This is a genomic window from Clostridioides sp. ZZV14-6345, from assembly GCF_020657775.1.
Lineage (GTDB): Bacteria > Bacillota > Clostridia > Peptostreptococcales > Peptostreptococcaceae > Clostridioides > Clostridioides difficile_D.
The window spans coordinates 1-15,582 of sequence record NZ_JAGWCX010000084.1; the positions used below are offsets into that span (position 1 = coordinate 1).

Sequence of the window (15,582 nt, forward strand, 5' to 3'; positions counted from 1 at the left end):
CAGTTGCCAAAAAGATGTTTTCTTTTTGTTTTTTATGTAAGTTTTTTAGGGGGATAAGTGATATATGTTTAAAGATAAAATGGATAGATGTACACATATACTAACTGCTTATATTGGTAGTTCGTATGATTATTGCAATTTTATAGATACACAATTGGATGATTTTATACTAGAGTATGGAGAGAATGTAGTAGAAAACTGCTTACATCAAGTAATGGTCTTGGTAAGTAAATATAATTAGATGGATTTTATTTTCTAGAAAACCCTTTTAGTTTTATCTACTCTTAACAAAGTATTCTTAAATACTAAAATTAAATAACGCTAATCCTTCATATATCAACTATATAACACACTCATTTCTAACTATTATGTTATGCACATTTTCATTGTCTTTAATAAATATTTTAAGTAAAATTTTGAAACATAAAACTATTATATTTATTTCACTGTTTGTACTCAAATCTAAAAATGGATACATAGAATTACATTACGTACAAAAAATCTAAAATTTACAGAAAGCATATTCTTTAAAAAAAAAGCATATATCAAAACTTGATATATGACTATAATCTTATAATATAAGCCATTCCATTACAATATAAGATTGACATTTTCAACTAAATTAGTAAGGATTTAACTATCTTAATAACTAGCTAAATGCATAATTAATTTACTATAATTAAATATTACTTATAATAATTTTCTAATACACTAGTAGCCACTGATTTACCTTGAAAATTTTTCAACCAATTCTCATATGCTGAATTTTTCCACACACTACCATCACTAAATGTTACTTGTTTTACACATGATATGATATACTTTACATCGTGCTGACCAGTGGGTTGTTTCCATTTGTCAAACAATAGAGAAGCATCATTTTGATTCTTACCTGGGGCTATTGCATTTTTCTTTGCATATTCTTTCTCCATTTGCTGCCATTCTTTCAACCATCTTTCTACCCATGCCTTACCTTGTTGTTTTTCAAACATACTTATTATATCCTTTGGTGGTTGTTGTTGCATTTTTCTATAAACATGTGAATATGATTTCGGAGATACAGGAGATATACCTGCTACAATTCCATAGTCTACACCATCTGGACTAAATCCAACGCTTCCTACTTCTCCATTTGTTGCTACATTTCGAGCATCCCAATATAACTCAAGTGGTTTTCCATTTTTATCATACGCTAAACATGTAATTTCATAGTCCATAATTGCCTTTTTACTGACATTTGTCAAATTTATAACATTGCTAGGCCAATGATAAGTAGTATCATCATACTGCACTTTGCTATTATTTATAAATAGTGGAATATTTTCATTATAAACAATACCTTTGCTATTTGAAGTATCTAAGACTTTATGTGTGGTAGTGCTTTCTGTGTTTGCTAAGTATACACTTGTTCTTTCTGAATTGGTTGTATCAAGAGAAAATGTTGTAGTCGTTCCAGTAACCAATAACACAACAACTAAAAGAGGTAAACTAGATATTTTTTTATATTTCATACTTCTTCACCCTTTCTTTTATTAATTTGTACTAAAATAATTTTCAAAAAATATTAACATTTACATTAACATAATCTTCCAATAATTCTAGTAACTATATACTATCATAATAACAATCAAGTTTCAATACTATAACTGTACTTTTTCATTATACTAAATATTATTTTATTTTCATAAATTTAAAATAGAGTTTAAGTCATGTATATGAAATTAAACTAGAATATAAATTTTTTGTATTTATTAAAATTTATTAAATTAAAAATGACCAGATAATTAAATACTTATAGGCAAAACTATTCTAAAAGTATCTAAAAATCTAGCCAATTAATATCTCTTGATTGTATACTACAACTTCTCAATCTCTTCTATTAACTCATCAACTAACTTGTCACCATCAATCATTCTCACTATTTCACCTTTTTTAAATAAAAGCCCTTCACCTTTACCACCAGCAATACCTATATCAGCTTCTCTCGCCTCACCAGGTCCATTTACAGCACACCCCATGATTGCAACAGTAATATCTTTTTCCATACTACCAATCTTTTCTTCAACCTCATTTACGACACTAATTAAATCTATATTACATCTACCACATGTAGGACATGATATAACCTTAATCTCATCATTCAAAAGACCCAAACTTCTTAAAATTTGTTTGCCAACAACAACCTCTTCAACAGGGTCACCTGTTAAAGATATTCTAACAGTATCTCCAATTCCTTTAAGAAGAAGCGCCCCTACTCCTATAGAAGATTTTATTGTACCTTTATGGATACTTCCAGATTCCGTAATCCCAACATGAAGAGGATAATCAACTTTTTTCGATATTAATTCATATGCATCAACAGTTTTATAAATATCAGATGATTTTAGAGATATAACTATATTATGAAAATCTAAATCTTCAAGAATTTTAATATGTCCCATTGCACTTTCAACTAATGCTTCAGGAGTTGCAGAACCATACTTTTTCAAAAGTTCTTTTTCTAAAGAGCCACCATTAACTCCTATCCTAATTTTTAAATTTCTTTCTTTACATTTCTCAACTACAGCCTTAACTCTTTCTATATTTCCAATATTACCCGGATTTATCCTAATACCATCCACACCTTGTTCTATAGCTTCAAGAGCTAATTTATAGTCAAAATGTATATCAGCAATAATTGGTATATTGACACTAGACTTTATCTTTCCTATATTTTTAGCGGCTTTAATATCAGGAACAGCAACCCTAACTATATCACAACCAGCTTCCTCTAGCCTTTTTATTTGAGCTATTGTAGCATCTGCATCTCTTGTATCAGTGTTCGTCATAGATTGTATACTTATAGGGTTTTCTCCTCCTATTTTTACATTTCCCACACTTACTTCTTTAGTCTTTCTTCTCTCGTAACTCATATTCCACCTCTATATATTATTTTATATTAAATCTCTTTAAATATTAAAACACTATAACCTACATGTATATTATAAATTAAAAAGCTATATAGTTAAATAAGAACAAATTTCATACATAAAATTAATTTATTCTTATTTAAAACTACATAGCCCCTTTTCTTAAACTCTCTAAAAAACTAAATTACTGAAATAATCTTAGTATATCTTTATATGTGATAAAAAGCATAAATAACATTAAGGCTCCAAAACCAACAACATTTATCATACCTTCTTTATTTGGATCGAGTTTTTTACCACCTCTAACAGCTTCTAATAATAACATAAGTATTCTCCATCCATCAAGTGCTGGTATTGGCAATAGGTTTACTATACCTAAATTTAAGCTTATGACAGCTGCTAAATACACTACATTTATAACACCTGTACGAGCTGCATCTGACACCATACCAATAACACCTACTGGTCCTGCAACAGCATTACCAATTCCTCCTGGAACACGACCTGTAATCATTTGGCCTAAGAAAGTTAACATTTGTTTTGTCATATCTACAGTAGTTTTACACGCATTTACTATTGAACCAAAAAAGTCTTTTTCTCTTTGTGGTTGAATCCCTATTTCATACTTTCCATTGTTATTTTTAGGTGTTACACTTATAACTTTATCACTTCCATCTCTAGTTATACTAAGTTTCAATTCTCCACCAGAAGAAGTATTTATTATATTTGCAACTTCATCCCAAGTCTTAACAGAGTTGCCATTAATTTTATTTATCTTATCCCCAACTTGAAGTCCTACAGCTTGTGCAGGAGTATCTGGCATTATATTTCCTAGTTTAGTTGTTGGAGAACCTATATATAAAAAGACTGGTACTAAAAGTATTGCTGCTAATATTATATTAAATATTGGCCCTGCTACAATAGTACTAAATCTTTGTAATATAGATTTATTTCCGAAAGAATTTGGACTTATTTGTTCTTCATCTTCACCTTCCATACTGACATATCCACCAATTGGTAGAGCTCTTATAGAATACTCAGTATCTTTTTTTACACTATATATCTTAGGTCCCATACCTATAGAAAATTCATTTACTTTGATACCACTTCTTTTTGCAAATATAAAATGTCCTAACTCATGTATTAATACAATTATACTAAATAGTATTAATGCAGCTATTATAGTCATAAATTCACCTTCCTATTTCTTTATCAGATTTGTAACATAAGCTCTACTCCATCTATCTGTTTCCAAAATTTCCTCTAATGTTGGTTTACTTATGCTACTATGAACTTCTAAAGTCTTCTCTATGTAATATGGTATGTCATAGAAACCAATTTTATCCTCTAAAAATTCACTTACTAAAACTTCATTTGCTGAATTTAGAACAGAAGAATAAGTTCCTCCCATTTTTAAACATTCATAAGCCAATTTTAGACATGGAAAAGTTTCTAAATCTGGTTCTTCAAAAGTTAAAGTACTAAATTTTGAGAAATTCATTCTTTCAAAACTACTTTCCATTCTATCTGGATATGTAAGAGCATATTGTATTGGCAGTCTCATATCTGGACATCCTAATTGAGCAATTATTGAACTATCTGCATACTGTACCATTGAATGGATTATACTTTGTGGGTGAACTATTACATCTATATTTTCTTCTTCTACTCCAAACAACCATCTAGCTTCTATTACTTCAAGACCTTTATTCATAAGTGTTGAAGAATCAATACTTATCTTTCTTCCCATACTCCAGTTTGGATGCTTCAAAGCTTCATTCTTAGTTATATTTACAAGTTCATCCTTTTTCTTCCCTCTAAATGGACCACCAGATGCTGTAAGTATTATCTTTTCTATATTTTTTTTATTTTCTCCATTTAGACATTGAAATATAGCACTATGTTCACTATCAACAGGAAGAATATTTACATTATATTTTTCTGCCTCTCTCATTACGAGCTCACCAGCAGTTACTAACGTTTCTTTATTCGCTAATGCTATGTCTATTCCCTTTTTTATTGCACAAAGAGTTGGAACTAATCCTATCATACCCACTACAGCAGTTAAAAGTACATCAACTTCATCAAGTGATGATATTGCTTTTAATCCTTCCATACCTGCTAAAACTTCTATTTCTATATTTTTTGGTAACATTTCTTTTAATTTTAATGCTTTGTTTTTCTCAAAAACTGTTACATATTTAGGTTTAAATTCTACTATTTGTTCTAACAATAATTCAACATTACTATTAGCTGATATTGCAACTATCTCAAACTTATCTCTATTTTCTCTAACCACATCCAAAGTTTGCTTACCTATAGAACCAGTAGAACCTAAAATTGATATTTTTTTCATATAATAATCCTTTCTAATAATAAATATACCCTACCAAGACATTATAACACTACTAAAACAATTATTTTTACTATTCACAGAAATTTCATATGATATTCTACAAGTTAAAATCAATCCATTATTTCTGTATTTTCTAAAATATTATAAAATGCTCTAGTATTATTAGATATCTCTTTTTATTTCTACAACATCCTCTATTTTACAGTCTAGTGCTAGACATATCTTCTCCATTGTATCCATAGAAACAGATTTATCATTTCCTAATCTACCTAAAACAGAAATACTTATACCTGATATACTTACAAATTCCATTTTCTTTATTTTTCTATCAATTAATAGCTTCCATAATGGCGCATATGAAATCATGTTATCACCTCGCAAAATATATTTTATCATATTTTATCTATTTTGGAAAATTTTCATCTATTTAGATAAATAGATGAAAATTATAGTTTAGTAAATATAAATATGTTAAAATAAGTCAAAGTAATAGATTCAAAAACTATACTCTTAAAGAAGATGATTAAATGAAAGGAGATAGTATGTTATATTTATTAAAAATTAATCAATTTGAAAAAAGTCATGATATAGGAATTTTTAAAAATGAACAATCAATATATAAATTCATTGAGAAAATACCCTTTATAAAAAAAGAGAGTAATAATTTTAATTATATAAATTACTACATGGAATTTGAAGATATTCCTGAATATTATGAGGTAAATTTCAATAACTATTTATACATTATTACTCGATTTTCATTCATACCAGATGGAACAGAGATATTTTTTACTTGGGAAGAAATCCATTGTTGGGATGAAGAGGTCGCTATTGAGAAAACTTTTATAAAGGGGGAAACATTGGTAGATTCATATAACTTTCCAAATACCGAAGTAAAAGACTATATACAAAAGCGAGAATCATTATATACAGAAACAAAAAGATATTATGAAGAGAAAGGATTAAAAATTGAAAGACATGCACTTGGTTCAGAAGATGGCGAATATGTTGAACTTATAAATGATTCCATACTTTATTTGCTAGATGTACGTGCAGTTGAGATATGGGAACAATCAAAAAATATAGAAGAGTTTCTGCATAAGTATAAAAAAAATTTGATTAAATAATGAAAATAGCCATGTAACTAATAACTACAGAATTTATCTGCTTTTAAAAGTTACATAGCTATTTTCATTACTAGCAATTATAGACCGCCTTTTTAAAACCAACCAATCTTTATCTAATAAAAAATTTAATAGTACTATATACAAAAGGTGCAACTAATATAACACTATCGAATCTATCTAATATACCCCCATGACCAGGTATTATCTTTCCATAATCCTTTATCCCTACATATCTCTTTATAGAAGATGCAAACAAATCTCCTAACTGAGCTATTACACTTCCTATACTTCCTATTATCGCCAATTGAAGCAAATTAATGCCAAATAAATATCCAAATAAAATACAACAAAGTGTACTTCCTATTATTCCTCCAATAGCTCCTTCTATAGTCTTTTTAGGACTAACTTTAGGAATTAACTTGTGTTTTCCAAGTAAATAACCACTAAAATATGCAAATATATCTGTCATAAAAGATATCACAAATATAAGCCATACATATATACTCCCTTTTTCAAATCCATTTATAGTTATGACTATAAAGTCTAAAAATACTCCTATATAAAAAATCCCTAAAAATGTAATCGAAACATCTATAACATTGTTTTTGCCCATCAACATATAAATTATACTTGCTAAAAATAAAATAAAAATCACTGCATAAGTATATTCCAATGGCAAGTTAAAAATATTTTTTACAGCTAAATAAATAGAAAATAAATATCCTATAACGAATATTGGATGTATATCTTTTATTTTAAATGCCTTATAAAACTCATGTAATGCAATATAAACTATTGCCGTCTCAGCTATATATAGAGGAATCCCTCCATATACAACAAATAGAAATAATGGAACCAGAGCTAGTGAAGCAATAATTCTTGTAAGCATAAAATAATCTCCTTACTTAAGTCCTCCAAATCTTCTATCCCTTTTTTGATATACGTATATAGCCTTCTGTAATTCTTCTTTTTTAAAATCAGGCCAATGTATATCAGTAAAGTAAAACTCAGAATAAGCAACTTCCCAAAGTAAAAAGTTACTCAATCTTTGTTCACCACTTGTTCTTATTACTAAGTCTGGATCTGGTATAGACTTTGTGCTTAAATAGTTTTTTATAATATCTTCATCAATATTGTTTATATCTATTTTACCACTTTCACAATTTTTTACTATATCTATAAGAGCATTTTTTATATCTGCCCTACTTCCATAGTTCAATGCCAAATTTAAGTTAACTCCTGTATTGTCTTTTGTCATTTCCTTAGCTGAGTTTAATTCTCTTATACAAGTTTTTGGTAAAGCACTTATATCTCCTATAGCAGTTACTTTTACATTGTTTTGGTGAAGTTCAGCTATTTCATTTCTTAAGTATGTAGATAATAAGTTCATAAGTGTGTCAACTTCGAGTTTCGGTCTCTTCCAATTTTCTGTTGAAAATGCATATAATGTCAAGTGCTTAACACCTAAATTTGAGCATTCTTTTACTATATCTCTTATAGTTTCTACTCCAGCCTTATGTCCTGCAGTTCTTGGAAGAAATCTAGATTTTGCCCATCTTCCATTTCCATCCATTATAATAGCAATATGAGTAGGTATGTTATTTAAGTCTATGTCATATATAATGTTGTTATTCATATTTTGCCTCCAATATTGTTCTGACTCCTTAAATTAAGGAGTCAGAAAAGTATGTGATTATTATTTCTACACTATCACCTATCTCAGATATTTTTATAACTCTAGGAACTACAAGTTTATCCTTATCCTTTTTACCTTCAATAGATTTTATGGTATAATTGACATCTTGTTCATCAAAATATTGTTTTACCTCATCTACATGAAGACCTAAAAGGTTATAATATTTTTTCAATATTATACCTCCATTATATCCTTTTCTTTTTTAGATAATAATGTATCTATTTCTTTTATAAATTTATCAGTCATTTTTTGAACTTCATCTTGTGCTTTTTTTAATTCATCTTCAGTTAATTCTCCGCCTTTTTCCATCTTTTTAATTTTCTCATTGGCGTCTCTTCTTTCATTTCTTATTCTAACTTTAAAATCTTCTGCAGCTTTGCTAGCTTTTTTAGCTAATTCTTTTCTTCTTTCTTCTGTTAAAGCAGGTACAGAAAGTCTTATAACCTCACCATCATTTGATGGATTTAATCCTAAATCTGAATTAGCTATAGCTTTTTCTATTTCATGCATAGCAGATTTATCCCAAGGAGATATCATTAATATTCTTGGCTCTGGTACAGATATAGCACCAATTTGATTTATTGGAGTTGGAGTTCCATAATAATCAACTCTTATTTTGTCTAGCATTTGTGCATTAGCTCTTCCAGCTCTTATAGTTCCAAATTCGAACTTTAAAGCATCAATTGTCCCATTCATTTTCTCTTCTAATTGCTTATGTATTTCTAGTTTCATAATTTTACTCCTCCTTCATTCTTCATTATTTTACAGTAGTTCCTATATTTTCACCTTTTACTGCTCTTATTATATTCTCTGTTGTAAGCTCAAATACCTTTATTGGAATTTTATTATCCATACATAAAGATGTAGCTGTAGAGTCCATTACTTTTAACTCTTTTTGTATAACTTCCATGTGACTTAATTCTGTAAATTTCTTAGCATCTGCATGTACTTTTGGATCCTTGTCATATACTGCATCAACATTTTTAGCTAACAAGATAACTTCTGCCTCCATTTCAGCAGCACGTAAAGCAGCAGTTGTATCAGTTGTAAAGTAAGGGTTTCCTGTTCCTGCACCAAATATAACAACTCTTTCCTTTTCTAAATGTCTAACTGCTCTTCTTCTTATATATGGTTCTGCAATTTGTCTCATGTCTATAGCAGTTTGAACTCTTGTAGCAACATCTATATTTTCTAGTGCATCCTGTAGTGCCATTGCATTCATAACTGTAGCTAACATGCCTATATAGTCAGCAGTGGTTCTGTCCATTCCTTCACTAGTTCTACCTCTCCAGAAGTTTCCTCCACCTACTACTACAGCTACTTCAACACCTATTTCTTGTATTTTTTTAATAGCAATAGCAATATCATTAACTACATCATTATTTATACCAAAACCTCTTTCTCCTGCTAATGCTTCTCCACTTAATTTCAACAATACCCTTTTGTACATTGGTTTATCCATCAGAAACCTCCTATTTCAATCCTTCATATCCATTTTTTCTATTTTTTAAAAAAGAGAACACTTGCGTGTTCTCTCTTTGGTTATTACTTAAGTTGCTTAGCAACTTCTTCTGCAAAGTTTTCTTCTCTCTTTTGTATACCTTCACCAACTTCGAATCTCACAACTTTAACAACTTTTATATCAGAACCTACTGCTTTAGCAACATCAGCAACTAATTGTTTAACAGTTATATCTGGATTTTTAACGAAAGTTTGTTCTAATAAACAAACCTCTTTTAATTCTTTTTCTAATCTTCCTTTAACCATTTTTTCAACTATATTAGCTGGCTTTCCTTCATTTAAAGCTTGTTGAGTTAATACTTCTGTTTCATGTGCTATGTATTCAGCATCTACTTCATCTCTTGAAACATACTTAGGATTCATAGCAGCAACTTGCATAGCTACATCTTTACCTAATTCTAAAACTTTAGCATCTCTAGCTTCTGTTTCCATTTCAACAAGAACACCTATTTTTCCACCACCATGAATGTATCCAGCAACTTGTCCATTAGTTACAACTTTAGCAAATCTTCTAAAGTCTAATTTTTCACCTATTTTTGCAACTCTATTATTTAAAACTTCTTGTAAAGTTATTCCCTCTTTATGAGTTTCACCTAATAGAGAGGCTATATCTTCTTTATCAGTAGCTAATGCCATACAAGCAGCATCTTTAACGAATACTTTGAAGTCTTCGTTTTTAGCAACGAAATCTGTTTCTGAGTTAACTTCTACCATAGAAGCAACTGTATTATCATCGTTCATTTCTATTGCAACTAGACCTTCAGCAGCAACTCTACCAGCTTTTTTAGCAGCTTTTGATAATCCTTTTTCTCTTAATAAATCTACTGCTTTTTCCATATTTCCTTCAGCTTCTTGTAAAGCTTTCTTGCAGTCCATCATCCCTGCGCCTGTACTTTCTCTTAACTCTTTTACCATTTGAGCAGTTATATTAGCCATTTTTTAAGTTTCCTCCTACTTATTCTATTCCATATTATAAATGGTAAGGGCGACCCTTACCATTTAATTGTCAAATTATTATTCTTGGTCTTCAGCTACTTCTTCTTCAGCACCTTGTCTACCTTCAATTACAGCTGTTGCCATAGCACCAGTTATTAATTTTACAGCTCTTATAGCGTCATCATTTCCTGGTATAGCAAAGTCTAATTGTTCTGGGTCACAGTTAGTATCAACTATACCAACTACTGGTATACCTAATCTATGAGCTTCTTGAATAGCTATGTTTTCTTTTCTTGGGTCAACTACGAACATTGCACCTGGTAATTCAGGCATGTCTTTTATTCCACCTAAGTATTTTTCTAGTTTTTCTTTTTCAGCTCTTAATTTTATAACTTCTTTTTTAGGAAGAACATTAAATACACCTTCTTCTTCCATTTTTTCTAATTCTCTTAATTTATTTATTCTAGTTTTTATAGTTTTGTGGTTTGTTAACATTCCACCTAACCATCTTTCATTAACAAAGTACATTCCACATCTTTCAGCTTCATCTTTTATAGCATCTTGAGCTTGTTTTTTAGTTCCTACAAATAAGATTGGCTTTCCTGTTTCAGCTACTTCTTTAGTGAACTTGTAAGCTTCTTCAACTTTTTTAACTGTTTTTTGTAAGTCTATTATATATATTCCATTTCTTTCTGTGAATATATACTTAGCCATTTTAGGGTTCCATCTTCTCGTTTGATGACCAAAGTGAACACCTGCTTCTAATAATTGTTTCATTGATATTACTGACATTATTCTACCTCCTGGTTTTATACCTCCAGCTTGATCTTCTCCCTAAAAAACCATGTAATAGGCACCTTTTAAGGATCCCAATGCTGTGTGTGATTTATTTTATTTTTTCACCTCTAGTAGTATATCATAGAGGTGAAAAAATAACAATATTTTTTCCATATTTTCTATTTTTATATTTTTTTGTGTATTTTATACCATTTTTTTGAATTTAATTTGCAAATTTCATTTTTAATTTTGTTTTCAATGGTATGTTATTTACACTATTATTACTTACTATATCTACACTTCCAAGTAACTCTCCTGAATCAGTATAGTATTTTATAGTACCCATAGTATCACCTTTTTTAACAGGATACTCTATATTTTTAATCTTCACTTCAGATTTTATATTTTCATCATCTTTTAATATTGTATAAAGTTCATCTTTTGCTTTTAATGTAACCTCTAACTCTTTCATTCCTTTTATATATTTCTTACCAATAAAACTATCTTTATCAATTACTTTTTTCATATCGAAATTTTCTTTCCCGTATTTCAGTAATGCTAAAGAAGCAGATGTTCTTTTATTTTTATGATTAGTGCCCAATACAACACCTATTACTCTACGTTTTTTCTCGTTTTTATCATTTTTATTTACAACCATGGAAAATGATAAGCAATATCCAGCATTACCAGTGTATCCAGTTTTTATACCATCTACTTCTGGTATAATTCTTAATAGTGCATTTGTATTGCTTTTTTCAAAACTTCTATCTGAATTTGTATATGTCTCCATATCAGTTATAGCTGTTACTTGTTTTTCATAATGGTCAAACATGTATTTTCCAAGAATAGCTATATCTTTTGCAGTAGATATATTTTCTTTTGCTGGTTTTTTGGGATTACTTAAATCGTATATCGGAAGACCATTTGGATTTAGAAAATGCGTATTAGTCATTCCTATTTCTTTTGCTTTTTTATTCATTCTATCCACAAATGCTTCCTTAGATTTACAAATATGTTTTGCTATAGCAATTGCCGCATCATTTCCTGATACAATCATAAGACCTCTCATAAGCTCTATAAGTGGCACTTCTTCACCATCTTTAAGTTTATAACTTGACCCTTTTACTGATGCAATAGATTTGTCTATTTTTACTCTGTCAGTTTCTTTTACTTCTTTATTTTCAATAGCTTCTATTGCAAGTAAAAAAGTCATCATCTTACTTAAGCTAGCTAATGGTACCTTCATATCAGGTTCTTTACTATATAAAACTCTACCTGTCTCTTGGTCTATAAGTATAGATGTTTTTGAATATTTGTCTACAGATTTTTCATCTGCATATGAACAACTTGGTATTATAAAAACTAGAATCATGGCTAATGCTATAATTTTTTTTATTGCATTTTTCAAATTTTTCACCTTCTTGGATTATTAAGTATATTTATATTTAAATTTTCCCTATTTAGTCCAATTTATATCTAGTAATTAATACCTATCCATATTTACACATATATTATTTTAACATTCTCTTAATAATAACAGATGCCCAAATCGCTCCTATTGTAACTCCAAAAAATACTTCTATTCCTACTAAAATTTTACCAACCAAACCTGTAGCAACCATATCTCCATATCCTACTGTACTAAATGTAGCCATACTAAAATACCATAAGTCTATATACATTTTTAAAATTTCACTTACTGAATAATCAGCTATGTTATTTATATTTAAAGCTATAAGTGTACTATTTGAAGTTTCTATACCTACAAATAGGTATAATAAAGCAAAAATACTTATTATAGCTATAATAATAAATAATATATTCCAGGGTTTTTCTCCATATCCTGTAGTATAACGTGCCATTTGATCAAAAAACTTTTCAACTAAATAATCGCTGAATGTGGGATAATCAGAGCGTTTCATTATTTTACTGCTATAAATTCTTTCCTTATAATAGTAAGGGCCTATCCTCTCATATTCCCCAATTTTTGTTGCTTGATTTCTAGCTATCCTATAATTTATTTTTCCATGTTTATACTCGCTTTTTTCATACTCTACATTTTTCAGTACAAATTTTGTACACATACTAAAAATTATTCCATCCATTCGTGGAAAATTTTCTACCTTATTAACTACTAAATCAGGCCCTTTAAATTTTACTTTTTCGAATATAATATCATTTATATGCTCTTTGTTAAATTTCGTCTTATTAAAATCACAATTTCCTAAGAACACACAACCATTAAAAAATACCTGTTTTTTAAATTCTGTATAATCAAAAATAGCATTCTTTTTAAAAATATACTTTTTAAAATTTGCTTTCTGTTTAAATATAGCTTCAGAAAAATTTAATATGTCATAATCATAAATTAATGTTTCTTCAGCATTGAATTCATTTTCAAACACAAATCCATTAAATTCACTTATCTTTTCTTTATAAAGAGTATCCATCATTAGTTGTATCTCTTCATCAGACTTATTTTCTTTATGAAAGATACAATATCCAGAGGAATCTGCTTCTCTATGACATTTTTTTCTCTCATCTATTTTAGATATCCATTTACAATTCATAAATATCCTCCAGTACAAAACAATTATTACTATTTTGTATTAGTTTGGATATTATTTTATTTTATATACTTAAATAGTTACAAAATATATATTAAATTTTTTAATCTTTTTCTTCTACTTTCAATTTGTTTCCTATAAAAAATAATAAATTTTATATATATTTTTATTTCCTTGCATAGTAAATATGATTCTAAAACTACTTATCATTTTTAAGTAATTTCGTAACTATATTTAATGCTACTAAATCATCCATAAACCCTATTGGAAATACAAAATCTGGAATTACATCTGTCGATATAACAAAATAAAGTAGCATACTTCCAATCAATAAATATTTCTTTATTGTAAGTCCATTTGTGCAAAAGTCAGCATACATTTCTCTTAATCTGTCTGTAAATTGTCCTTGCTTTTCAATAGAATCTATCTTTTTATTAAAATTATCAAAAAGTAACTTTTTACCTTCATCCGTTTGGACATATAATTTACACTTACTTAATTCTTTTTCAATATTTCCATTAAAATTATTATCATTGATTAAATTTGCAAATCCAAGAACATCATCAAAATTACTAAAATCACTATCTGTATTAAATATTTGATTATTATTATTTCTAAATTCATATCCTGAAGCTTTTAATAATTCTTCTAGATTAATATTTAAATGTATTGCCATCTTTTCTAAATGATTTATATTTGGCTTTTGTTTATTATTAGCTATACGAGAAATAGTAGATTTATCAATTCCACTTTTTTTACTCAATTCTCCCATTGATATTTCTTTTTCTTCTAATAAAATCTTCAACAAATCACCGAAATTCCCAACCTTGTTATGTTGCTCCATTATTTTCACCTGCTTTATTATGATTGGTTTTATATTATTATATAATATGATTTTTTTGTTATTTAGGTGTTGTATGATGTTGAAATTTTATCAACAATCTATTGGTTTATCTGTAACAATTTATCCATTTTTACAATACTATAACTAATATAAGTACAAAATTTAAGAGAAAGGATGTTAATCTACTGTGATTGAATCAATTTTATTAGTGACTTCTCTTTGTATAGATGCCTTTGTAACAAGCTTTGGATATGGCGTAAATAAAGTTAAAGTTCCTTTATATTCAAATATAATTATTAGTGTAGTTTGTTCAGCTATTTTGGCAATATCACTTTTTGCAGGTACAATAGTTAGAGATTTTTTACCTCAAAATATAACAATGTTAATATGTTTCTTTATCTTATTTTTATTAGGAAGCGCTCGACTAACTGAAAGCTTTTTTAAATCTTATTTTAAGAAAAAATCCATACATTCAAAAGATTATAACTTTAATATGTTGGACCTTAAATTAAATTTTAATGTAAGTATCGAACCAGATACTTTAGATACAAGTAAATCTAAATTGCTTAAATCTGCTGAAGCATTTACACTTGCTATTGCTCTAAGTTTAGATGGATTAGCAATTGGATTTGGTAGTGGTCTTGTAGGTGTAAATTATATACAAGTTATTCTATTTTCTTTAATATCAAATGTAATTGCAGTATTATTTGGTTATTTACTAGGAAATGTATTTGCTAAAAATGTAAATTTAAATTTATCTTGGTTAAGTGGTTTAATCCTATTGGTCATTGGATTTATGAAGATATATTAATAAAGAAGAGTCTGGAAATATTTATGTGTATTCTTTAA

Annotated in this window: 18 protein-coding genes; 3 read left to right on the forward strand and 15 right to left on the reverse strand. The window is 28.4% G+C overall.

The features are described from left to right. Nucleotides 1-64: 64 nt before the first annotated feature. On the forward strand, nucleotides 65-241 hold the full coding sequence (locus KGF39_RS17120) for a hypothetical protein (RefSeq protein ID WP_054274082.1): 177 nt from the start codon (nucleotides 65-67) through the stop codon (nucleotides 239-241). Nucleotides 242-686: 445 nt separating this feature from the next. Here the strand turns inward: KGF39_RS17120 and KGF39_RS17125 are convergent, their stop codons facing one another. From KGF39_RS17125 to KGF39_RS17145, 5 genes are all read right to left on the reverse strand, one after another. Next, nucleotides 687-1,511 carry a DUF5780 domain-containing protein gene (locus KGF39_RS17125; protein ID WP_227823215.1) on the reverse strand — a complete coding sequence of 275 codons (825 nt, stop codon included), beginning with the start codon at nucleotides 1,509-1,511 and terminating at the stop codon, nucleotides 687-689. Between the two features lie 345 nt (nucleotides 1,512-1,856). Continuing rightward, nucleotides 1,857-2,912, reverse strand: coding sequence for a flavodoxin-dependent (E)-4-hydroxy-3-methylbut-2-enyl-diphosphate synthase (gene ispG / locus KGF39_RS17130; RefSeq protein ID WP_227823216.1), 1,056 nt, complete (start codon nucleotides 2,910-2,912; stop codon nucleotides 1,857-1,859). A 181-nt stretch (nucleotides 2,913-3,093) separates the two neighbouring features. Beyond that, nucleotides 3,094-4,098, reverse strand: coding sequence for an RIP metalloprotease RseP (gene rseP / locus KGF39_RS17135; RefSeq protein WP_227823217.1), 1,005 nt, complete (start codon nucleotides 4,096-4,098; stop codon nucleotides 3,094-3,096). A 12-nt stretch (nucleotides 4,099-4,110) separates the two neighbouring features. Next, a complete protein-coding gene (locus KGF39_RS17140; protein ID WP_227823218.1) occupies nucleotides 4,111-5,265 on the reverse strand; it encodes a 1-deoxy-D-xylulose-5-phosphate reductoisomerase in 1,155 nt (384 codons plus the stop codon). Between the two features lie 162 nt (nucleotides 5,266-5,427). After that, nucleotides 5,428-5,631: a helix-turn-helix domain-containing protein gene (locus KGF39_RS17145; RefSeq protein ID WP_107595090.1), complete on the reverse strand. Its 204-nt coding sequence runs from the start codon at nucleotides 5,629-5,631 to the stop codon at nucleotides 5,428-5,430. 176 nt (nucleotides 5,632-5,807) lie between these two features. Between KGF39_RS17145 and KGF39_RS17150 the strand changes: the two genes are divergently transcribed. Then, nucleotides 5,808-6,392 (forward strand): hypothetical protein, encoded by a 585-nt coding sequence (locus tag KGF39_RS17150; RefSeq protein WP_227823223.1) that lies wholly within the window; start codon nucleotides 5,808-5,810, stop codon nucleotides 6,390-6,392. 109 nt (nucleotides 6,393-6,501) lie between these two features. On the opposite strand, the gene KGF39_RS17155 is transcribed toward KGF39_RS17150, so the two are convergent. The 10 genes from KGF39_RS17155 to KGF39_RS17200 form a co-directional block, all read right to left on the reverse strand. Continuing rightward, the gene (locus KGF39_RS17155; RefSeq protein WP_054274088.1) at nucleotides 6,502-7,281 is read right to left on the reverse strand and encodes a phosphatidate cytidylyltransferase; all 780 of its coding nucleotides are present in this window, start codon (nucleotides 7,279-7,281) and stop codon (nucleotides 6,502-6,504) included. Between the two features lie 12 nt (nucleotides 7,282-7,293). Then, nucleotides 7,294-8,028, reverse strand: coding sequence for an isoprenyl transferase (locus tag KGF39_RS17160; protein ID WP_054274089.1), 735 nt, complete (start codon nucleotides 8,026-8,028; stop codon nucleotides 7,294-7,296). A gap of 28 nt (nucleotides 8,029-8,056) precedes the next feature. Further along, a complete protein-coding gene (locus tag KGF39_RS17165) occupies nucleotides 8,057-8,260 on the reverse strand; it encodes a hypothetical protein (RefSeq protein ID WP_054274090.1) in 204 nt (67 codons plus the stop codon). A gap of 2 nt (nucleotides 8,261-8,262) precedes the next feature. After that, nucleotides 8,263-8,820: a ribosome recycling factor gene (frr, locus tag KGF39_RS17170; protein ID WP_003424532.1), complete on the reverse strand. Its 558-nt coding sequence runs from the start codon at nucleotides 8,818-8,820 to the stop codon at nucleotides 8,263-8,265. 25 nt (nucleotides 8,821-8,845) lie between these two features. Next, a complete protein-coding gene (pyrH, locus tag KGF39_RS17175) occupies nucleotides 8,846-9,550 on the reverse strand; it encodes a UMP kinase (protein ID WP_227823219.1) in 705 nt (234 codons plus the stop codon). Nucleotides 9,551-9,633: 83 nt separating this feature from the next. After that, nucleotides 9,634-10,545, reverse strand: coding sequence for a translation elongation factor Ts (gene tsf / locus KGF39_RS17180; protein ID WP_003424535.1), 912 nt, complete (start codon nucleotides 10,543-10,545; stop codon nucleotides 9,634-9,636). A gap of 78 nt (nucleotides 10,546-10,623) precedes the next feature. Next, entirely contained in the window at nucleotides 10,624-11,337 is a 714-nt protein-coding gene (gene rpsB, locus KGF39_RS17185) for a 30S ribosomal protein S2 (protein ID WP_003424537.1), read from the reverse strand. A 208-nt stretch (nucleotides 11,338-11,545) separates the two neighbouring features. After that, entirely contained in the window at nucleotides 11,546-12,730 is a 1,185-nt protein-coding gene (locus tag KGF39_RS17190) for a D-alanyl-D-alanine carboxypeptidase family protein (protein WP_227823220.1), read from the reverse strand. 103 nt (nucleotides 12,731-12,833) lie between these two features. After that, the gene (locus KGF39_RS17195; RefSeq protein WP_227823221.1) at nucleotides 12,834-13,892 is read right to left on the reverse strand and encodes a potassium channel family protein; all 1,059 of its coding nucleotides are present in this window, start codon (nucleotides 13,890-13,892) and stop codon (nucleotides 12,834-12,836) included. 196 nt (nucleotides 13,893-14,088) lie between these two features. Beyond that, on the reverse strand, nucleotides 14,089-14,733 hold the full coding sequence (locus KGF39_RS17200; RefSeq protein WP_054274093.1) for a helix-turn-helix domain-containing protein: 645 nt from the start codon (nucleotides 14,731-14,733) through the stop codon (nucleotides 14,089-14,091). A 187-nt stretch (nucleotides 14,734-14,920) separates the two neighbouring features. Between KGF39_RS17200 and ytaF the strand changes: the two genes are divergently transcribed. Continuing rightward, entirely contained in the window at nucleotides 14,921-15,544 is a 624-nt protein-coding gene (ytaF, locus tag KGF39_RS17205) for a sporulation membrane protein YtaF (RefSeq protein WP_227823222.1), read from the forward strand. Nucleotides 15,545-15,582: the final 38 nt, after the last annotated feature.